Source organism: Acidovorax sp. GW101-3H11, assembly GCF_001633105.1.
Classification (GTDB): domain Bacteria; phylum Pseudomonadota; class Gammaproteobacteria; order Burkholderiales; family Burkholderiaceae_C; genus Acidovorax.
In genome coordinates this window covers 28668-47657 of record NZ_LUKZ01000035.1, presented here as the reverse complement: position 1 = coordinate 47657, position 18990 = coordinate 28668, and the positions used below count along the sequence as shown (strand labels likewise).

Below are 18990 nucleotides of genomic sequence, written 5' to 3'. Positions count from 1 at the left end.
GCCCTCGCCCGCCGTCACCCAGCCTGCGTGCGCCGAAAGCACCTCAACCGCCGGGCGCCGACAAACGCGGGGCGGTGTGCGACGCGTCCGTGGACAGGCGGAAGGTGCCCACCACTTCAGACAGCCGCACCGACTGGTCCTTGAGGCTTTGTGCCGCTGCGGCGCTTTCTTCCACCAGCGCGGCGTTCTGCTGGGTCATCTGGTCGAGCTGTGCCACGGCCTGGCCGACCTCGTTGATGCTGGTGCTTTGCTCGTTGGTGGAGGCGGTGATCTCGGCCATGATGTCCGTGACGCGCTGCACCGAGGTGACGATGTCGTTCATGGTCGTGCCTGCGTCATGCACCAGGCGCGAACCGTTCTCGACCTGCTCCACCGAGGTGTTGATCAGCGTCTTGATCTCGCGCGCCGCCTCGGCGCTGCGCTGGGCCAGACTGCGCACCTCGCCTGCCACCACGGCAAAACCCCGGCCTTGTTCACCTGCACGAGCGGCTTCCACGGCGGCGTTCAGCGCGAGGATGTTGGTCTGGAAGGCAATGCCGTCGATGACGCCGATGATGTCGTTGATCTTTCGCGACGCAGCATTGATCTGGTCCATGGTGGTGACCACATTGCCCACCACCTGGCCGCCATGCTGGGCCACGTTGGACGCCTGGGCCACCAGCTGGTTGGCCTGGCGGGCGGAGTCTGCGTTGTGGCGCACGGTTTCGGTGAGCTGCTGCATGGAAGCAGATGTCTCCTGCAGGCTGGACGCGGTGAGTTCGGTGCGCCCGCTCAGGTCGTGGTTGCCGGTGGCGATCTCCTCGGCCGCCACGCGCACCGAGCTGCTGGCATCGCGGATCTGCGCCAGCACGCCCGAGAGCTTGCCCGCAAAGCTGTTGAAGCTGGCGGCGATCTGCGCCAGTTCGTCCTCGCCATGCGTGTCGATGCGGCGCGAAAGATCGCCATCGCCCGCTCCCACCTCGTGCATGGCGTCGCGCACCAGCGTGAGCCTACGCAGCCGCTGGGTCAACACCGCCGCCAGCAGGGCCACTGCTATCGCCAGCACCACGATGCTCGACAACACCGAGGAGGTGAGCATGGTACGAATGGGTGCCATGGCTTCCGATTCATCCAGCGCCACCACCAGCATCCAGTTGGAGCCCGAAATGGGCACCACTGTCAGAAGGCGCTGACGTCCATTGATTTCCACGGGCACCATAGTCTTGGACTGAACCGCAGCATTCAGCTTGTCGCTGGACAGATCCTTGGACAGATCGGACAGGGGTTTGAGCGTCAGCGCTGCATCTGGATGCGCAATGATCTTGCCGTCGGCGGAGGCCATGAAGCCAAAACTCGTGGGCGTGGGCTTGACAGACGCCACCGTGGCCACGACCGACTCCATGGACACATCCCCAGCTGCCACGCCTTTAAGCGCACTGCCCGCCCCGACAGGGGTGGCAAACGTGACGACCAGCTTGCCGTCCGAAGCTGAAATGTAGGGCGGCGTGATGACGGATGCACCGGCCGCCGCAGCCTGCTTGTACCAGGGCCGGGCAGTGGGATCGTAGTCGGGGGGCAGGTTGCGCTGCTCGGAGAACACGTACTTCTTGTCCGCATACCCGAAATACACAGTAGAGAACTTGCCGGCATCGCGCAGGATGGCCAGAGTTTTGACGGGATCCGGATCTTCAAAGGCGCCGATGGATGCCGCCACAATCATGGCCTTGGCACGCCCCCACTCCTCAATGGTTTCCACATGGCTCTTGGCGGTGGCCAGGCTCTCTTCTTGAAGCGCATCGCGCGCTTGGCTGCGCGCCACCAGAAAGTTCGCCACCGTCAGCACCAGCAGGGCCAGCACCAGGCAAATTGTGGACAACACCAGAATCTGCCCCTTGAGGGACTTGAACATCGACATGCGACACTCCTTCGGCCCGCGCAACGAGCCATCGAAACATGCTACATCTTGTTGCAACATGTGCGCCATAGGGAAATGCCGACGGCGTGCTGCGCGCCGCCGCACCCTCTTCCTACAGTGCCCCAGAAACGACAACGGCCCCTGCTGGGGCCGCGTCGGAAGCGGGTCGCCAGCGCGACCTGCTCAGGAAGCTAGGATATTCAGCGGCTGTCCGCCTTGGTGTCACCAAAGCGGCCGTAGCTTTGCAGGCGCTCATAGCGGCGGTCCAGCAGGTCCTTGACCTTGAGGTCGGCCACCTGGCGGAAGGCATCGCCCAGCGCGCGCTTGAGGAAGGCGGCCATCTGCTTGTGGTCGCGGTGGGCGCCGCCCACGGGCTCGCTCACGATCTTGTCCACCAGGCCCAGCGCCTTCAGGCGGTGGGCAGTGATGCCCAGCGCGTCGGCGGCTTCCTGGGCCTTGTCGCTGGTCTTCCAGAGGATGGAGGCGCAACCTTCAGGGCTGATCACCGAGTAGATGGCGTACTGCAGCATCACGACCTGGTCGGCCACGCTGATGGCCAGCGCGCCGCCGGAGCCGCCTTCGCCAATGATGGTGGTGATGATGGGCACTTCGAGCTGCGCCATCTCGAAGATGTTGCGGCCGATGGCCTCGGACTGGCCGCGCTCCTCGGCGTCGATGCCGGGGTAGGCGCCGGGCGTGTCCACAAAGGTGAACACGGGCAGCTTGAACTTCTCGGCTGTCTTCATGAGACGCAGCGCCTTGCGGTAGCCCTCGGGCTTGCTCATGCCGAAGTTGCGTATGGCGCGCTCCTTCGTGTCACGGCCCTTCTGGTGGCCGATGACCATGCAGGCATGGCCATTGAAGCGCGCGAGGCCGCCCACGATGGACTGGTCGTCCGCATAGTGGCGGTCGCCGTGCAGCTCCACGAAGTCGGTGAAGATGTCGCGCACGTAGTCGAGCGTGTAGGGGCGCTCGGGGTGGCGGGCGATCTTGGTGATCTGCCAGGGCGACAGCTCGCTGTAAATGTCTTTGGTGAGCTGCTGGCTCTTTTTGCTCAGCTGGTCGATCTCTTCCGAGATATCGACGGCACTCTCGGTCTGCACGTAGCGCAGTTCTTCAATTTTGGATTCCAGCTCTGCGATGGGCTGCTCGAAATCCAGAAAGGTCTTTTTCGCCAACGTTGTTCTCCTTGGGGCTCGCGCCGGGCGGCTGCCACGATGAATGGCACGCACTGTAACCGACGGTTAACGATTTTTGGTCAAACGCGTCAGAGGGCGTCAGTAAGCAACCGGCTGCGGGTCGAGCGACCGCCAAATATACCAAGTCGCCACACTGCACCAGGGCTTCCAGGCCTCGGCCACCTCGCGGGCATCGCTGCGGCTCACAGGGTCACCCGAGAAGTAATTCTGGCTGATGCCGGTGATCAACCCCGGATCGTCCAGGGGCAATACATTGGGCCGCATCAAATAGAAGATCAAAAACATCTCGGCCGTCCAGCGGCCGATGCCGCGAATGGCCACCAGCTCGGCAATGATGGCCTCGTCGTCCATCGCTGCCCAGTCCTTCACATGCAGCTTGCCGCTCTCGAAGTGCATGGCCAGGTCCACCAGGTAGTCCACCTTGCGGGCCGACAGGCCTGCGGCGCGCATGTCGTCAATCTTGAGCTTGAGCACGCTGGCGGGCTTCATGCCACGCGGCAGCAGCGCCACCAGGCGCTCCCATACCGCCTGGGCGGATGCCACCGACACCTGCTGGCCCACGATGGAGCGCGCCAGCGTAATAAAGGGATCGCCTTTGGTCTGCAGCGCGGCGTCGCCAAACTGCGGGATCAGGCGTTTCATCACCCGGTCTTTTTTGACGAGGTGCTTGCACGCCTCGGCCCAGTAGTCGGGCGTGGCCAGCACCAGCGGCGGCGTTGCGGCGTCGCCCGCTATCTTTTTAGAAGCTGCCACGGCTTACCCCATGCGCCGTAGCGGCATTTTTTGCATACAAACGGGGATCACTGCGCGGCTTCCCATGTCGTGCCTGCGGCGGAGTCCTTGAGCACGATGCCCTGGGACAGCAGCGCCTGGCGGATGCGGTCGGCCTCGGCGAAGTTCTTGGCGGCCTTGGCAGCGGCGCGGGCCGCAATCTGCGCCTGGATGTCGGCTTCGTTCACGCCTGCACCGGCCTGCAGGAAGGCCCTGGGGTCGCCCTGCAGCAGCCCCAGGCAACCACCCAGCGCCTTGAGCAGCCCTGCCAGCTCGGCCGAGCGGGTCTTGTTGACCTCACCCGCCAGCTCGAACAGCACGGCCACGGCCTCGGGCGTGCCGAAGTCCTCGTCCATCGCGGCCTTGAAGCGGGCGGCGTAGGGATTGCTCCAGTCGATGGCAACCACTTCGGCGGGGGCGACCAGACTCAGCGCCGTGTACAGGCGCTTCAAGGCCTGGCGTGCGTCGTCCAGGTGGGCGTCGCTGTAGTTCAGCGCGCTGCGGTAGTGGGCGCGCACCATGAAGAAGCGCAGCGTCTCCGCGTCGTAGGTCTTGAGCACGTCGCGGATGGTGAAGAAGTTGCCCAGGCTCTTGGACATCTTCTCGTTGTCCACGCGCACGAAACCGTTGTGCACCCAGAACTTCGCCAAAAGCTGGCCGGTGGCGCCTTCGCTCTGGGCGATCTCGTTCTCGTGGTGAGGGAACTGCAGGTCTGCACCGCCGCCATGGATGTCGAAGGTTTCGCCCAATGTGGCGCCGCACATGGCCGAGCACTCGATGTGCCAGCCGGGGCGGCCCGCGCCGAATTCGCTGTCCCACTTGGCCTCGGGCGGCTCCTCCGGCTTGGAGGCCTTCCACAGCACGAAATCGAGCGGGTCTTCCTTGCCATCGAGCACGGCCACACGCTCGCCCGCGCGCAGTTCATCCAGCGACTTGCCCGAGAGCTTGCCGTAGCCGTCGAACTTGCGCACCGAGTAGTTCACGTCACCATTGCTCGCGCGGTAGGCCAGGCCCTTGCCTTCGAGCCGGCCGATGAGCGAGAGCATCTGGGGCACATATTCGGTGGCGCGGGGCTCTACGGTGGGGGGCTCGATGCCCAGCAGGCCGATGTCCTGGTGCATCGCGGCAATCATCTCGTCGGTGAGCTGGCGGATGGTGATGCCCCGCTCCAGCGCACGTTTGATGATCTTGTCGTCGATGTCGGTGATGTTGCGCACGTAGGTGACGCGGTAGCCGCTGCTTTTCAGCCAGCGCTGCACCACGTCAAAAGCCATCATCATGCGCGCATGGCCAATGTGGCACAGGTCATAAATGGTCATGCCGCACACGTACATGCGCACATGTGAGGGTTCGAGCGGGGAAAAATCCTCCAATGCACGCGACAGCGTGTTGTAGATGCGCAAACTCATGGGATTTCAGTCACGGGGGAAGGGGTGGTTGGGTGAAGCAATTCACCCGGCAGCTAAGGGCCTGGAACAGATTCTCAGAGCCCTTGGCGGGGGTTGGCCCGGCAGGGGGCATACAGCAAAATCACCCGCGGCAACAGCGTTCCGTCATGACAACCCCCTCAGCTACAATCCGCCGCAGTATAAGCCCCCGCCCCGGCGGGCCGCTGCCCAACCCCCCGGAATCCCCATGAAGCCAGTCCTCCGCACCCTTCCACAACTCCTGCGCCTGGTGGCGCTGACCGCGCTGCTGGGCGCGGGCGTGGCCCATGCCGAGGACTACTCCGACATCACCCAACTGCTGAAAACCGGCAAGGCCGCCGAGGCCCTGGTGAAAGCCGATCAGCGCCTGGCCGCCACCCCGCGCGACCCGCAGCTTCGCTTTCTGCGCGGCGTGGCACAGGCCGACAGCGGCAAACAGGGCGAGGCCATCACCACCTTCACCAAGCTGACGGAAGAGTATCCCGAGCTGCCCGAGCCCTACAACAACCTGGCCGTGCTCTACGCCAACCAGAACCAGCTGGACAAGGCCCGCACGGCACTCGAAATGGCGATCCGCACCAACCCCAGCTACGCCACCGCGCACGAAAACCTGGGCGACATCTACGCCAAGCTGGCCAGCCAGGCCTACAACAAGGCCCTGCAGCTGGATGCCACCAGCGCCAACTCGGTCAAGCCCAAGCTGGCCCTGATCCGAGAACTGTTCTCTGCCGACGCGGCCAGCAAATCCGGCCGCCCTGCGGCGGCAGCCCCCGTGCCCGCCGCCGTGGTGGCCACGCAGCGCCCGGCTCCTGCCGCAGCAGCGCCTGCACCCGCAGCCCCCACCCCGGCCCCGGCAACTGCGGCAGCCCCCGCGCCCGCCGCTACCCCGGCGGCTACAGCGCCCGCCCCCACACCGGCTCCGGCCCCTGCGGCCGCCAGCGACGCATCCACCCAGGCCGTGACAGCCGCCGTGCAGGCCTGGGCCGCCGCCTGGGCCGCCAAGGACATGAAGGCCTACCTGGGCGCCTACGACAAGTCTTTTGACCCGCCGGGCAACCAGAACCGCGCCGCCTGGGAGAAAGAGCGCGAGTCGCGCATCGTGGGCAAGTCCAAGATCAGCGTGAAGCTGTCCGACATTGCCGTGTCGGTCCAGGGTGACAAGGCCACGGCCCGCTTTCGCCAGGCCTACAGCGCCGACGCGCTCAACGTGACCAGCCGCAAGACGCTGGATCTGGTGAACAGCAACGGCCGCTGGGCCATTGTTCGCGAATCCACAGGCGGTTGACCGTGAACCCCGACGCGGCGCCTGCGCCTCTTGCGCGGGCTTTTTTTTTGCCCTGACCCGACCCTGATGCCGCGCATGTCTGTGCCTTTGCCCGCACCAGGTCGCCTGGCGGCAACCGCCGCCCTGTGCCTGGCGGGCCTGCTGCTGGCCGCCCCCGCGATGTCCCAGGGCGACAAGGAAAAGAAGAAGCGGCGCGCAACATCCTCGGCACCGCCTGTTTCTGCCGAAGCCCTGCGCGACGGCCAGGCCGAAGCCCGCCTGATGGCTGTGTACAAGCTCGTGGCCGAAGGCCGGGGCCGCGAAGCCCTGCTGCAGGCCGAAAGCCTGGCGCGCGACTACCCCAACTTCCAGCTCGCCCAGCTCGCCGTGGGCGATCTGCTGATGTCGCGCACGCGCCCCATCCGCCACCTGGGCGATGTGGCGCCCGAGCCCGACTCGGCCCGCAGCCTCCAGGCCGCTGCCACCCTCTCCGAGCTGCGCACCGAATCGCGCCAGCGGGTGGACGCGCAACGCAGCCGCCCGCCGGAGAACAGCGTCCCGGCCCAGTTCCTGGAGCTGTCGCCCCGCTCGCGCCACGCGATTGCGGTGGACGCCTCGCGCTCGCGCCTGTACCTGTTTGAAAACACCCCCAAGGGCCTGCAGCTGGTGGCCGACTACTACGCGTCGGTGGGCAAGCTTGGCATCGAAAAAGAGGTGGAGGGCGACCAGCGCACGCCGCTCGGTGTGTACTTCATCACCAGCCGCCTCGACCCCGCCACGCTCAAGGACTTCTACGGCGCGGGCGCCCTGCCCATCAACTACCCCAACCCGCTGGACCAGAGCCGGGGCAAGACGGGCAGCGGCATCTGGCTGCATGGCACGCCCCCCGACCAGTTTGCGCGCGCCCCGCTGGCCACCGACGGCTGCCTGGTGCTGGCCAACCCCGACCTGGAGCGCATCCTGCGCACGGTGGAACCCCGCTCCACCCCCGTGGTGATTGCGCGCCAGCTGCAGTGGGTGCAGCCCCACAGCGTGGCGGCCGAGCGCAAATCGTTCGAAGCCGTGCTCAACGCCTGGCGCACCGCCAAGACCGAAGGCGACATGAAGCGCCTGATGAGTTTTTACGCCCCCGACTTCCAGAGCTACCGCAAGAAGCCACTGGAGGAATGGACCCAGGTGTTGCAAGCCGAGACCCGCGCGCTCAAGGGCCGGGAACTCCAGCTCAAGGACAAGTCTTACCTGCGCTGGACAGACTCGGCCGACACCATGGTGGTAACGTTCGGCGAAGTCGCCGAAGGCGCCCGCACGGGCCCGACCAAGCGCCAATACTGGACGCGGCGGGGCCCACATTGGCAGATATTTTTCGAAGGAGTGATTGGATGATTTCCAGAAGAAATTCGACCCTGGCGCTGGCCAGCATTGCCCTGGCAGCTATTTTTTCGGTAGCACCTGTCCATGCGCAAGACGCCCCCAAGGTCAAGCTGGCCACCTCGATGGGTGACATCGTGGTGCAGCTCGATGCCGCCAAGGCGCCCAAGACGGTCGAGAACTTCCTGGCCTACGTGAACAGCAAGCACTACGACGGCACGATCTTCCACCGTGTGATCGACGGCTTCATGATCCAGGGCGGCGGCTTCACGGCCGACATGCAGCAAAAGCCCACCAAGGCCCCCATCGCACTCGAAGCCAAGAACGGCCTCAAGAACGACACCTACACCATCGCCATGGCCCGCACGGGCAACCCCGACTCGGCCACCTCGCAGTTCTTCATCAACGTGAAGGACAACGCCATGCTCAACGCCCCCAGCCCTGACGGCCACGGCTATGCCGTGTTCGGCAAGGTGGTCGAAGGCACCGCCGTGGTGGACAAGATCAAGGCCGTGGCCACCGGCAACAAGGGCCCGCACCAGAACGTGCCCACCACCCCCATCACCATCACTTCCGCCACCGTGGTGAAGTGAATTTTTTGAAGAAAGCACTGCTATGAGCAATCCACAAGTCGAACTCCACGTGACCATCAACGTGGCTGAAACCGCCACCCAGGGCGTGATCACCATCGAACTGGACGCTGTGAATGCGCCCAAGTCCACGGCCAACTTCCTGAGCTACGTGAACAGCGGCTTCTACAGCGGCACCGTGTTCCACCGCGTGATCAAGAACTTCATGGTCCAGGGCGGCGGCATGACGGCCGACATGAAGCAAAAGGAAACCCAAGCCCCCATCGAGAACGAAGCCAAGAACGGCCTGAAGAACGACAAGTACACCCTGGCCATGGCCCGCACCGGCGACCCCCACAGCGCCACGGCCCAGTTCTTCATCAACACGGTGGACAACGGCTTCCTGAACCACACCTCGCCCACTGCGCAAGGCTGGGGCTATGCCGTGTTCGGCAAGGTCGTAAAGGGCCAGGACGTGGTGGACGCCATCAAGGCTGTGCGTACCACGCGCAAGGGTTACCACGATGACGTGCCATTCGACGCTGTGGTCATCGACAAGGCCGTGGCCCTGTAAATCCACCGCCTGATTCGGGCCTTGACTGCCGCCCCGTTGACGACCGTGCCCCCGTTCGAGGAGCTTGCCGCTCCCTCGCATTGGCGCACAGTCGAATTCATTTCGGACCTGCACCTGCAGGCCAGCGAGCCCGCCACCGTGGCCGCCTGGCTGCACTACCTGCAGACCACACAGGCCGACGCCCTCTTCATCCTGGGCGACCTGTTCGAGGTGTGGGTAGGCGACGATGCCCTGCAGGAGCCCGGCAGCTTCGAGGCCACATGCTGCGCCAGCCTGCAGGCCGCCGCGCAGCGCCTGCCGGTGTTCTTCATGCACGGCAACCGCGACTTTCTGGCGGGCCCGGCCTTCCTGGCGCATTGCGGCATCACCGGCCTGGCCGACCCCACCGTGCTGGTGTTTGGTGGCCAGCGCTTTGTGCTCAGCCATGGCGATCTGCTGTGCCTGGATGACGTGGACTACCAGCGTTTTCGGGTGCAGGCGCGCAGCGCCGAGTGGCAGCAGCAGTTTCTGGCCCAGCCCCTGGCCACACGCCGTGCACAGGCGCGCGGCATCCGGCAGGAGAGCGAGGCACGCAAACAATCCGGCGCCAGCTATGCCGATGTGGACGGCCCCGCCGCCATTGCCTGGCTGCAGGCTGCAGGTGCCCGCACGCTCATCCACGGCCACACCCACAAGCCTGCCAGCCACCTGCTGGCCCCGGGCCTGCAGCGCGTGGTGCTCAGCGACTGGGACGCCGCCGCATTGCCTCCCCGCGTGGAAACACTGCGTTTGTCCGGCGCGGGCTTGGAACGGGTGGCACTGGCCCCCAGCTACCAGCGATCCTGAACTGCGCGGGGCCTGACCGCCTTGCAGCCTGATCGCCATGCCCCCTTTTCTCAACCGGCTCTGGCGCCACGTGCGCTCCACCGTGGCCCCGGTGCCCGACATCTCCGCCACGCTGTGGTTGCAAACGCTGCAGCGCTACCCCTTCCTGGCGGCGCTATCGCTGCACGACCAGTCCAAGCTGCGCGCGCTCAGCGCCCTCTTCCTGCACTACAAGGAATTCCACGGTGCCCATGGCCTGGTGGTGACCGATGCCATGGCCATCGACATTGCAGCCCAGGCCTGCCTGCCCCTCTTGCATTGGGGCGACCCCGCCAAGGCACTCGCCTGGTACGACGACTTTGTGGGCATCGTGCTTCACCCCGGCGAGGCCGTAGCCCGCCGCAAGACCATGGACGACGCCGGTGTGGTGCATGAACACACGCAGGTACTGCTGGGCGAAGCCATGGAGCGCGGCCCCATCATGCTGAGCTGGGAGCATGTGGCCAACGCCGCCGAAAACACCGCGCGCGGCCACAACGTGGTGGTGCACGAGTTTGTGCACAAGCTCGACATGAAAAGTGGCGAACCCAACGGCTGCCCGCCCCTGCCTGCCGGCTTCATGGGCGCCCGCACCGGCCGCGCTGCCTATGAAGCCTGGTGGAACGCCTGGGAGCCCGCCTACCGGGACTTCCGCGAAGCAGTCATCAAGGCCGAGCGCTTCGGCGCAGAACGCCCCTGGCTGGACGCCTACGGCGCCACCTCGCAGTCCGAGTTCTTCGCCGTGGCCTGCGAGGCGTACTTCGTGAGCCGCGCTCGGTTTGCGCAGGAGTTTCCGGGGTTGATGCCGGTGCTGGACACTTTCTTTCAGCGCCCCACCCACGCGAACTGACGGGGCAAAGCCACACCGGGAGTGACAAGCCCCCACAGGCATTGCCTTTGTTTGCCGATGCCAGGACGGTGTGGACATGCAATGAACAACCGCCAAGACAAGAAGTCCACATTTTGACAATTTATCCAATTCTGGATAAATTGCCGCCATGCCTGCACACGCCCCCGCGCCAGCCCGCCCCCGCACCCGCCAGCGAACACCTGCGCGCACAGCCGAACAAGCCGCCCTGCTTTCGCAGATCGAGCAGGTTGCACAAGGCCTCGCCGCCACATTTGCACCGTTTTGCGAGGTGGTGGTGCACGACCTGCTGGACCCCAAGCACTCCATCCTGGCCATCCACAACAACCTGTCGGGGCGCATGGTGGGCGACCCCACCACCGAGATGGGACTCACACGCATCGCGGACCCAGACTATCCGCAGGTGGTCGCCAACTACGCCAACCAGTTCGCTGACGGGCGCCCGGCCAAGAGCACCTCGGTGGGCATCAAGGACGCCTCGGGCCACTACATCGCCGCGCTGTGCCTAAACGTGGACCTCACGCTGTTTCGCAGCCTGCAGAGCGTGGTGGGCCAGTTCACTGCCACGGATGGCGACACGGGGCTCAAGGAATCGCTGGACCCCGCCGGGGCCGAAGCCATCCGCCAGCGCATTGACCAGTTCGCGGCGCGGCTGTCGTCGGCGCCACGTGCGCTCAAGGCGGCCGAGCGACGTGCGCTGCTGCGCGAACTCAAGGCATCGGGCAGCCTGGAGGTGCGCCGCGCCATGGAGGTCGTGGCGCAGCACCTGGGCGTGTCACGCGCCACGGTGTATGGCGACGTGAAATGACACGGCCCCACAACTCGGCCTGCCGCACCCGCCGCATCTGACTTTTCCACTTCCCACCCGGACTTCACCATGGCATCAACCCTCCCCGCCCTCCCCACCTACGACGATGTGGTGGCCGCCGCTGGCCGCATTGCAGGGGTGGCCCACCGCACGCCGGTGCTCACCTCGCGCACCGTCAACGAAGAATTTGGCGCCCAGGTGTTCTTCAAGTGCGAGAACCTGCAGCGCATGGGCGCGTTCAAGTTCCGAGGGGCCTACAACGCGCTCGCCCAGTTCAGCCCCGCGCAGCGCAAGGCCGGGGTGGTCGCGTTCTCCTCAGGCAACCACGCGCAGGGCATTGCGCTGGCCGCGCGCGAGCTGGGCATTCCAGCCACCATCCTCATGCCGCAGGACGCGCCCGCCGCCAAGGTGGCCGCCACGCAGGGTTATGGCGCCCAGGTGGTGTTCTTTGACCGCTACACCCAGGACCGCGAGCAGCTCACCCGCGACCTGGCCGAACGCCATGGCCTCACGCTGATCCCGCCCTACGACCACGCGGATGTGTTGGCCGGCCAGGGCACGGCCGCCAAGGAGTTGTTCGAGGAGGTCGGCCCGCTGGATGCATTCTTTGTGTGCCTGGGCGGCGGCGGGCTGCTGTCGGGCTCGGCCCTGGCCACGCGGGCGCTGTCGCCCCAGACCAAACTCTATGGCGTGGAGCCCGCAGCGGGCAACGACGGACAGCAGTCGTTCCGCAGCGGTTCCATCGTGCACATCGACACGCCCACCACCATTGCCGATGGTGCGCAAACCCAGCACCTGGGCCACATCACCTTCGCCATCATCCGCCGCGATGTGGACGACATCCTCACGGTGACGGACGAGCAGCTGGTGGATGCCATGCGCTTTTTTGCCGAGCGCATGAAGCTGGTGGTGGAGCCCACCGGTTGCCTTGGTTTTGCCGCCGCACGGGCCATGCAGAGCGAACTCAAGGGCCAGCGCGTGGGCGTGCTCATCAGCGGCGGCAACGTGGACCTGGCACGGTTTTGCGCCTTGGTGGCGAGGTGACGGGCCCCCGCCCGGCCCCGCCAGCCTGAAAAGACGTCACGCCGACAGCGCCTGCTCCACCGCCGCCTGGGCCTCTTCCAGGCTGCTGAAGAACCGCATCGGCTGGGGCATGGCCTTGGGCAGATGGGCCGGCGCGGGCCACAGGCGCTCGTCCTCCCAGGCGGCGGTCCACCCCCCGATGTCTTTGCGCTTGACGGAGCAGATCGCTTGCCCATCCACCATCGCGGTCCAGGTGGTAGGCGGGTTGTGGTCCCAGCTGACATGTGCCATGGTGCCCTCCGGCAGTTGCTCGGTTGCAACCCATTCTAGGAAGCTGCTACAGGCTGGGCAATGTGTTCGACCCTAAGTTTGCTGGGCGGTCCGCTGGGCCGGGTGGCAGATCCCCAAGCGCGCAAGGCGCTGGAGGTGCGGGTGCAGGGGTTGTTGGTGCCGAGCCAACTACACCCCGTCTTCTGAGCACCTGTCCTTCGGCGCCCGAAGTGACCTCGCGCGGGGCGCGGCCCGCTCGCAGGCTTATGCCTTTTGCCGCCCCACCGCGCTGCGGGCAGCACGTGCCACGGCCTGCGCATCCACCCCAAAAAACTCCCGCAGCGCAGCCCGCGTGTCGCTGCGGCCAAAGCCATCGGTGCCCAGGGTGATGTACTTGCGCCCTTCGGGGATAAATGCGCGCACTGTCTCGGGCACGGCGCGCACGTAGTCGGTGGCAGCCACCACGGGCCCGCTGGTGGCTGCCAGTTGGGTGGCAAGCCAGGGGGTGCCGGGGTCAACCCCTTCTTCACCCGCCAGCGCGCGCTGTTCGCAGGCCACGCCGTCGCGGGCCAGTTCGCTCCAGCTGGTGACGCTGAGCACGGTCACATCCAGGCCGTCGCTGGCGAGTTGTTCTGCGGCCTTGACCACCTCGGTCAGGATGGCGCCGGAACCCATCAGGGTGACGGCATTTTGGGAAGAAATCAGGCCTTTGCGCGCGTCCACATTGCCCTGATAGCTCCTAAATATATAGCACCCACGCAAGACGCCGTCTGCAGCACCTGCGGGCAGGTCGGGTTGGGCGTAGTTCTCGTTCATCAGCGTGACGTAGTAGAAAACGTCGCGCTGCTCGGTCACCATCTCGCGCATGCCTGCGTCGATGATCACGGCCATCTCGCCTGCGTAGGCCGGGTCGTAGGCCTTGCAGTTAGGGATGGTGGCGGCCACGAGGTGGCTGGTGCCGTCCTGGTGCTGCAGGCCTTCGCCACCCAGCGTGGTGCGGCCCGAGGTGGCGCCCAGCAAAAAGCCGCGCGCGCGCTGGTCAGCGGCGGCCCAGATGGCGTCGCCCACGCGCTGAAAGCCGAACATCGAGTAGTAGATGTAGAACGGCAGCATGGCCAGGCCGTGCACGCTGTAGCTGGTGGCGGCTGCTGTCCAGCTCGCAATCGCACCCGCTTCGCTGATGCCTTCTTCGAGGATCTGCCCATCCAGCGCCTCGCGGTAGCTCAGCACCGAGCCGATGTCCTCGGGCGCGTAGCGCTGGCCCACGCTGCTGTAGATGCCGACCTGCTTGAACAGGTTGGCCATGCCGAAGGTGCGCGCCTCGTCGGCCACGATGGGCACGATGCGCGGGCCTAACGTGGCGTCCTTCAGCAGCGTGCCCAGCATGCGCACAAAGGCCATGGTGGTGCTCATCTCCTTGCCATCGGCCTGCAGCGCAAACTGGGCGTAGCTGGCCAGGGGCGGCACGGGCAACACGTCGCAGTCCGTCTGGCGCCGGGGCAGGTAGCCGCCCAGTTGCTGGCGGTGACGGCGCAGGTATTGCATCTCCGGGCTGTCTTCGGCAGGCTTGTAGAACGCCAGGCTGGTCGCCTGCTCGTCGGTGAGCGGCAGGTTGAAGCGGTTGCGGAATTCGATGAGGTCGGTGTCGTCCAGCTTCTTCTGGCTGTGCGTGGTCATCTTGCCCTGCCCCGCCGTGCCCATGCCGTAGCCCTTTTTGGTGTGGGCCAGGATCACGGTGGGCTGGCCCTTATGGGCGCTTGCTGCGGCATAGGCGGCATGGATCTTCACCAGGTCGTGCCCGCCGCGCTTGAGGCGGTCGATCTGCTCGTCCGTCATGCCCTGGGCCAGCGCGGCCAGCTCGGGGTTCTGGCCAAAGAAGTTGTCGCGGTTGAAGCGGCCGTCCTTGGCGGCGAAGGTCTGCATCTGGCCGTCCACCGTGCCTTCCAGCGTGCGCACCAGCGCGCCGGTGAGGTCGCGGGCAAACAGGCCGTCCCAGTCGCTGCCCCAGACCAGCTTGACCACGTTCCAGCCCGCGCCCGCAAACAGGCGCTCCAGCTCGTCGATGATGCGGCCGTTGCCGCGCACCGGGCCGTCCAGGCGCTGCAGGTTGCAGTTAACCACCCACACCAGGTTGTCGAGGCCTTCGCGCGCGGCCAGGGTCAGGGCGCTCATGGATTCGGGCTCGTCCATCTCGCCGTCGCCAAACACGCCCCAGACTTTGCGCGCCGAGCAGTCGAGCAGGTTGCGGTGCGTGAGGTAGCGCATGAAGCGCGCGTGGTAGATGCTGCTGATGGGGCCAATGCCCATGGAGCCGGTGGGGAACTGCCAGAAGTCCGGCATCAGCCAGGGGTGCGGGTAGCTCGACAGCCCCTGCGCGCCCGCGTGGGGGGCGGTGATTTCCTGCCGGTAGTGCTGCAGGTCGTTCTCGGTGAAGTGCCCCTCCAGAAACGCCCGCGCATACACGCCGGGCGCGCTGTGCGGTTGAAAGAACACCAGATCGCCCCGGTGCTGGCCCTCGCCCACGCCTTCGCGCGCGCGGAAGAAGTGGTTGAAGCCGCTCTCAAACAAATCGGCCGCACTGGCGTAACTGGCGATGTGCCCGCCCAGCTCGCCATACGCTTGATTCGCCCGCACCACCATGGCCAGCGCGTTCCAGCGCATGATGGACGCCAGGCGCTCTTCCACCGCCAGGTCGCCCGGAAACGCGGGCTGCGCCTGGGCCGCCACGGTGTTCACATACGGCGTGTTGAGCTGCGGCTGCCAGCCCACGCGCTGGGTGCGGGCCAGGCGCACCAGCTCCTGCAGCACAAACCGCGCGCGCTCGGGGCCTTCGGTGGCCACCAGGGCCAGGAAGGCATCGCGCCATTCGGCGGTCTCTTGCGGGTCGATGTCGGCCAGGGTGTCCTGGGGGCTGAGGAGGTGGGGGGGCAGTGGGGCGTTCATGGGAGCACACTGTAGAAGGGTTGGGCAAAAATGTGATGCCGAAACGCGCATTTCTGGCGACTTCAAAAGCACAATATGCCGCATCAAAAAGAAATGACAGCATATGAAGCTTGACGTGACCGATCTGCGCATTCTGGCCGAGTTGCAGGCCGATGGTTCGCTCTCCAACGTGGAGCTGGCGCGGCGCGTGCACTTGTCGCCTTCGCCCTGCCTGGCGCGGGTCAAGGCGCTGGAGGCGGCGGGCGTGATCGCCCGCTATGTGGCGCTGGCCAACGCGGCGGCGCTGGGGCTGGGGCTCAATGTGTTCATCAGCATCAGCCTGAAAACGCAGAACAAGGAGGCGCTGGCCGACTTTGAGCGGCGCATTGCCGAGCACGACGAGGTGATGGAGTGCTACCTGATGAGCGGCGACTCCGACTACCTCATCCGCGTGGCGTTGCCCGACATTGCGGCGCTGGAGCGCTTCATCCTGGAGCAGCTTTCGCCGATCCCGGGGCTGGAAAAAATCCGCTCCAGCTTCGCGCTCAAGCAGGTGCGCTACAAGACGGCTCTGCCGCTGCCACACGCTCGGGGCTGAGCCCGGCGTGGATGCCAGCGCTGATGCCAGCACTGAGGTCCATGGCGTGGGCCAGGTCCAACGCCTGGCCGATGTCGGCCAGCAGGTCGTCCAGGTCTTCCAACCCCACCGACAGGCGCACCAGGCCTTCGGCAATGCCGTGGGCGGCGCGCTGCTCGGGTGTGTAGGTGGAATGCGTCATGCTGGCCGGGTGCTGGGCCAGGGTTTCGGCATCGCCCAGGCTCACGGCGCGGGTGACGAGCTGCAGCGCGTCCATGAAGCGCACGCCCGCCTGCAGGCCGCCGCGCAGCTCAAAAGCGATCATCCCGCCCATCTGACGCATCTGCTGCTTTGCCAGCGCGTGCTGCGCAAAGCTGGGCAGGCCGGGGTAGTGCACGGCCGCCGCAGCCGGGTGGGCGGCGATGAATTCGGCCACCTTCTGCGCGCTTTGGCAGTGGCGGTCCATGCGCAGCGCCAGGGTTTTCAGGCCGCGCATCACCAGGTGGGCGTCTTGTGCCGACATCACGGCGCCGGTCATGTCTTTCAGGCCGTACAGGCGCACGCGCTGGGCCAGCTCGGCATCGGCAAACACCGCCGCGCCTGCGGTCAGATCGCCATGGCCGCCCAGGTACTTGGTCATGGAGTGCACGCTCACATCGGCACCGAGTAGCAGCGGCTGCTGCAGATAGGGCGTGCAGTAGGTGTTATCCACCACCACCTTGGCCCCCTGGGCGTGGGCCAGGGCCGACACGGCAGCGATGTCCACCAGGCGCATGTTGGGGTTGGCGGGGGTTTCGAGGTAGAGCACGCGGGTCTTGGCGGTCAGCGCCTCGGCCACGCGGGCGGGGTCGGTCATGTCCACATGGCGCACCGTCACGCCAAAGCGGCCCAAGCCATGGTGCAAGAACGAGAAGGTGCAGCCGTAGAGCGTGAGGTCGGCCAGGATCTCGTCGCCCGGCTCCAGCATGGACCACAGCGTGGCCGTGATGGCGCCCATGCCCGAGCCAAACACCACCGCGCCAGCGCCTTCTTCCAGCGCCGCCAGCCGCCCTTCGAGCAGCGCCAGCGTGGGGTTGGCGATGCGGGTATAGAAGTAGCCGGGCTCCTGGCCCGCAAAGCAGCGCGCGCCGTAGGCCACATCGGGGAAAGCATAGGTGGCCGAGGTGTGGATGGGCGGCACCAGCGCGCCCTGGTGGTCGGCCGGGTTGTAGCCGTGGTGGATGGCGCGGGTGCTGAAGCCGGTGGCGGGGCTGCGGTCGGTGGTGCGGGTCATGCGTGTCTCCTGGTGGGCCGACCACAGACAGGATGCGGGTCGGATGCGGAGATTCTTGAACTCATCGACAGGCAAAATTTCGCCTTCTTTGCCTCAAAAATCAATCCAAAGGGCAAAATTTGCCCAAAATCCTCACCACCCGACCACTATGCATCCCTACCCGCTCGACCCCGTGGACCGCACCCTGCTCAACGCCCTGCAGCGCGACGGTCGCGCCACCGTGGGCGACCTGGCCGAGGCGGTGTCGCTGTCCACCTCGCCATGCTGGCGGCGCGTGCGGGCGCTGGAAGAAGCCGGGGTGATTGCGGGCTACCACGCCCACCTGCACCGCCAGCGCGTGGGCTGGGGTGTGCTGGGCTTTGTGCAACTGGCGCTGCACGACCACACGGCCGAGACCACCTCGGCCCTGGAGCGCGAGGTGATGGCCATGCCCCAGGTGCTGTCGTGCCACAACCTCTCGGGCCGCTACGACTACCAGCTGGAAGTGGTGGCGGCCGACCTGGAATCGTTTGCCGAATACGTGCGCACCCATGTACGCAGCCTGCCGGGGGTGCGCGAGATTTCGACAAGCTTTTCGCTCAAGGAAGTGAAGCGCACCATGGCGCTGCCGGTGTGAGCTTCGCTCAGAACGCGGTCGGCGTGGTCAGAGCGACTCCAGCCACGTCACCGTGGCCGCCAGCTCCGACGGCCGAATCTCGTGCGCGCTGGGGAACTCGTGGTACGTCACCGCCACCGGCAGCGGCGCCATGTGGTGCGCAATGGCCAGGGCGTTGGCCAGGGGGATCACGTTGTCGTGGGTGCCATGGCTCAGCCACAGCCGCTTGCCCCGCAGCGCATCGGCCGGGGCCGTCAGGGGCACCACCTGTGGCAGCAGGCGGCTGTGCCACACCAGGCCGGCGTGCATCAGCGCGGGCTTTGTCAGCAGCAGCGACAGCGCCATGATGCCGCCCTGGCTGAAGCCGCCCACCACCACCCGCTCGGGCGGAATGCCCAGTTGCTCGGCGGCAGACTCCACCGCCTGAGCCACCAGGGCGCGGCTTTGGGCCTCTTGCTCTTCGTTGATGGAGCGGTCGCCATTGGGCTCGATGGAAAAATCAAACCACGCATGCGAGCCCGGCCCCATGCGGAACGGCGCGCGCAGGCTCAGCACATGAAAGCGCTCGGGGATTTGCGGCGACAGGCTGAACAGATCCTGCTCGTTGCTGCCCACACCGTGCATCAGCACCAACAGCCAGGGGCGGGGCGTGGTGGCGGCAGCGGTGCGCTGCAAAAATGTGAGCGGTAGATTGAGCATAGACAGGCGCCAGGGGCAGTTTTGACTTAGAAAATGCAGGACCGAT

The 18990-nt window shown here is 66.1% G+C and carries 18 protein-coding genes; 10 read left to right on the top strand and 8 right to left on the bottom strand.

Annotated elements, in window-relative coordinates; all coding sequences use genetic code 11:
• Nucleotides 1-43: 43 nt before the first annotated feature.
• The 4 genes from A1D30_RS23505 to cysS form a co-directional block, all read right to left on the bottom strand.
• A complete protein-coding gene (locus tag A1D30_RS23505) occupies nt 44-1894 on the bottom strand; it encodes a methyl-accepting chemotaxis protein (RefSeq protein ID WP_082836598.1) in 1851 nt (616 codons plus the stop codon).
• Nucleotides 1895-2094: 200 nt separating this feature from the next.
• Entirely contained in the window at nt 2095-3072 is a 978-nt protein-coding gene (locus A1D30_RS23500) for an acetyl-CoA carboxylase carboxyltransferase subunit alpha (protein WP_063463151.1), read from the bottom strand.
• A 99-nt stretch (nt 3073-3171) separates the two neighbouring features.
• Nucleotides 3172-3846 (bottom strand): DNA-3-methyladenine glycosylase, encoded by a 675-nt coding sequence (locus tag A1D30_RS23495; protein ID WP_063463150.1) that lies wholly within the window; start codon nt 3844-3846, stop codon nt 3172-3174.
• Between the two features lie 47 nt (nt 3847-3893).
• A complete protein-coding gene (cysS, locus tag A1D30_RS23490; RefSeq protein ID WP_063463149.1) occupies nt 3894-5273 on the bottom strand; it encodes a cysteine--tRNA ligase in 1380 nt (459 codons plus the stop codon).
• 226 nt (nt 5274-5499) lie between these two features.
• On the opposite strand from cysS, the gene A1D30_RS23485 reads away from it, so the two are divergent.
• The 8 genes from A1D30_RS23485 (at nt 5500) to A1D30_RS23450 (ending at nt 12629) form a co-directional block, all read left to right on the top strand.
• The gene (locus A1D30_RS23485) at nt 5500-6576 is read left to right on the top strand and encodes a tetratricopeptide repeat protein (RefSeq protein ID WP_063463148.1); all 1077 of its coding nucleotides are present in this window, start codon (nt 5500-5502) and stop codon (nt 6574-6576) included.
• A gap of 75 nt (nt 6577-6651) precedes the next feature.
• Entirely contained in the window at nt 6652-7938 is a 1287-nt protein-coding gene (locus A1D30_RS23480) for a L,D-transpeptidase family protein (protein WP_063463209.1), read from the top strand.
• Nucleotides 7935-8516, top strand: a complete 582-nt coding sequence (locus A1D30_RS23475) for a peptidylprolyl isomerase (RefSeq protein WP_063463147.1) — start codon at nt 7935-7937, stop codon at nt 8514-8516. The genes A1D30_RS23480 and A1D30_RS23475 overlap by 4 nt, the downstream gene beginning before the upstream one ends.
• Before the next feature lie 22 nt (nt 8517-8538).
• Entirely contained in the window at nt 8539-9066 is a 528-nt protein-coding gene (locus A1D30_RS23470; RefSeq protein ID WP_063463146.1) for a peptidylprolyl isomerase, read from the top strand.
• Nucleotides 9067-9102: 36 nt separating this feature from the next.
• Complete coding sequence (locus A1D30_RS23465; RefSeq protein ID WP_063463145.1) at nt 9103-9891, top strand: UDP-2,3-diacylglucosamine diphosphatase; 789 nt, start codon at nt 9103-9105, stop codon at nt 9889-9891.
• Between the two features lie 37 nt (nt 9892-9928).
• Nucleotides 9929-10759 (top strand): M90 family metallopeptidase, encoded by an 831-nt coding sequence (locus A1D30_RS23460; protein WP_063463144.1) that lies wholly within the window; start codon nt 9929-9931, stop codon nt 10757-10759.
• Nucleotides 10760-10907: 148 nt separating this feature from the next.
• The gene (locus A1D30_RS23455) at nt 10908-11585 is read left to right on the top strand and encodes a PAS domain-containing protein (protein WP_199866041.1); all 678 of its coding nucleotides are present in this window, start codon (nt 10908-10910) and stop codon (nt 11583-11585) included.
• A 69-nt stretch (nt 11586-11654) separates the two neighbouring features.
• A complete protein-coding gene (locus A1D30_RS23450; RefSeq protein ID WP_063463143.1) occupies nt 11655-12629 on the top strand; it encodes a threo-3-hydroxy-L-aspartate ammonia-lyase in 975 nt (324 codons plus the stop codon).
• 36 nt (nt 12630-12665) lie between these two features.
• Here A1D30_RS23450 and A1D30_RS23445 read toward each other — a convergent pair whose 3' ends face one another.
• Nucleotides 12666-12899 (bottom strand): hypothetical protein, encoded by a 234-nt coding sequence (locus A1D30_RS23445; RefSeq protein ID WP_063463142.1) that lies wholly within the window; start codon nt 12897-12899, stop codon nt 12666-12668.
• A gap of 243 nt (nt 12900-13142) precedes the next feature.
• Nucleotides 13143-15821 carry an alpha-ketoglutarate dehydrogenase gene (gene mdeB / locus A1D30_RS23440; protein WP_063463141.1) on the bottom strand — a complete coding sequence of 893 codons (2679 nt, stop codon included), beginning with the start codon at nt 15819-15821 and terminating at the stop codon, nt 13143-13145.
• Between the two features lie 103 nt (nt 15822-15924).
• Between mdeB and A1D30_RS23435 the strand changes: the two genes are divergently transcribed.
• Nucleotides 15925-16398, top strand: a complete 474-nt coding sequence (locus A1D30_RS23435) for an Lrp/AsnC family transcriptional regulator (protein WP_063463140.1) — start codon at nt 15925-15927, stop codon at nt 16396-16398.
• Here A1D30_RS23435 and A1D30_RS23430 read toward each other — a convergent pair.
• Nucleotides 16346-17650: a methionine gamma-lyase gene (locus A1D30_RS23430; protein WP_063463139.1), complete on the bottom strand. Its 1305-nt coding sequence runs from the start codon at nt 17648-17650 to the stop codon at nt 16346-16348. The two genes, A1D30_RS23435 and A1D30_RS23430, sit on opposite strands and share 53 nt — an antisense overlap.
• 148 nt (nt 17651-17798) lie before the next feature.
• Here A1D30_RS23430 and A1D30_RS23425 point away from each other — a divergent pair, with 148 nt between their 5' ends.
• Nucleotides 17799-18266 (top strand): Lrp/AsnC family transcriptional regulator, encoded by a 468-nt coding sequence (locus A1D30_RS23425; RefSeq protein ID WP_063463138.1) that lies wholly within the window; start codon nt 17799-17801, stop codon nt 18264-18266.
• 27 nt (nt 18267-18293) lie between these two features.
• Here the strand turns inward: A1D30_RS23425 and A1D30_RS23420 are convergent, their stop codons facing one another.
• Nucleotides 18294-18944: an alpha/beta fold hydrolase gene (locus A1D30_RS23420; protein ID WP_063463137.1), complete on the bottom strand. Its 651-nt coding sequence runs from the start codon at nt 18942-18944 to the stop codon at nt 18294-18296.
• Nucleotides 18945-18990 lie beyond the last annotated feature (46 nt).

Excerpts from the sequence above, each read along its gene's own strand:
- A1D30_RS23505 (WP_082836598.1), bottom strand. The coding sequence starts at position 1,894 with ATGTCGATGTTCAAGTCCCTCAAGGGGCAGATTCTGGTGTTGTCCACA.
- cysS (WP_063463149.1), bottom strand. The coding sequence starts at position 5,273 with ATGAGTTTGCGCATCTACAACACGCTGTCGCGTGCATTGGAGGATTTT.
- A1D30_RS23485 (WP_063463148.1), top strand. The coding sequence starts at position 5,500 with ATGAAGCCAGTCCTCCGCACCCTTCCACAACTCCTGCGCCTGGTGGCG.
- A1D30_RS23480 (WP_063463209.1), top strand. The coding sequence starts at position 6,652 with ATGTCTGTGCCTTTGCCCGCACCAGGTCGCCTGGCGGCAACCGCCGCC.
- A1D30_RS23475 (WP_063463147.1), top strand. The coding sequence starts at position 7,935 with ATGATTTCCAGAAGAAATTCGACCCTGGCGCTGGCCAGCATTGCCCTG.
- A1D30_RS23470 (WP_063463146.1), top strand. The coding sequence starts at position 8,539 with ATGAGCAATCCACAAGTCGAACTCCACGTGACCATCAACGTGGCTGAA.
- A1D30_RS23460 (WP_063463144.1), top strand. The coding sequence starts at position 9,929 with ATGCCCCCTTTTCTCAACCGGCTCTGGCGCCACGTGCGCTCCACCGTG.
- A1D30_RS23455 (WP_199866041.1), top strand. The coding sequence starts at position 10,908 with ATGCCTGCACACGCCCCCGCGCCAGCCCGCCCCCGCACCCGCCAGCGA.
- A1D30_RS23450 (WP_063463143.1), top strand. The coding sequence starts at position 11,655 with ATGGCATCAACCCTCCCCGCCCTCCCCACCTACGACGATGTGGTGGCC.
- A1D30_RS23445 (WP_063463142.1), bottom strand. The coding sequence starts at position 12,899 with ATGGCACATGTCAGCTGGGACCACAACCCGCCTACCACCTGGACCGCG.
- mdeB (WP_063463141.1), bottom strand. The coding sequence starts at position 15,821 with ATGAACGCCCCACTGCCCCCCCACCTCCTCAGCCCCCAGGACACCCTG.
- A1D30_RS23435 (WP_063463140.1), top strand. The coding sequence starts at position 15,925 with ATGAAGCTTGACGTGACCGATCTGCGCATTCTGGCCGAGTTGCAGGCC.
- A1D30_RS23430 (WP_063463139.1), bottom strand. The coding sequence starts at position 17,650 with ATGACCCGCACCACCGACCGCAGCCCCGCCACCGGCTTCAGCACCCGC.
- A1D30_RS23425 (WP_063463138.1), top strand. The coding sequence starts at position 17,799 with ATGCATCCCTACCCGCTCGACCCCGTGGACCGCACCCTGCTCAACGCC.
- A1D30_RS23420 (WP_063463137.1), bottom strand. The coding sequence starts at position 18,944 with ATGCTCAATCTACCGCTCACATTTTTGCAGCGCACCGCTGCCGCCACC.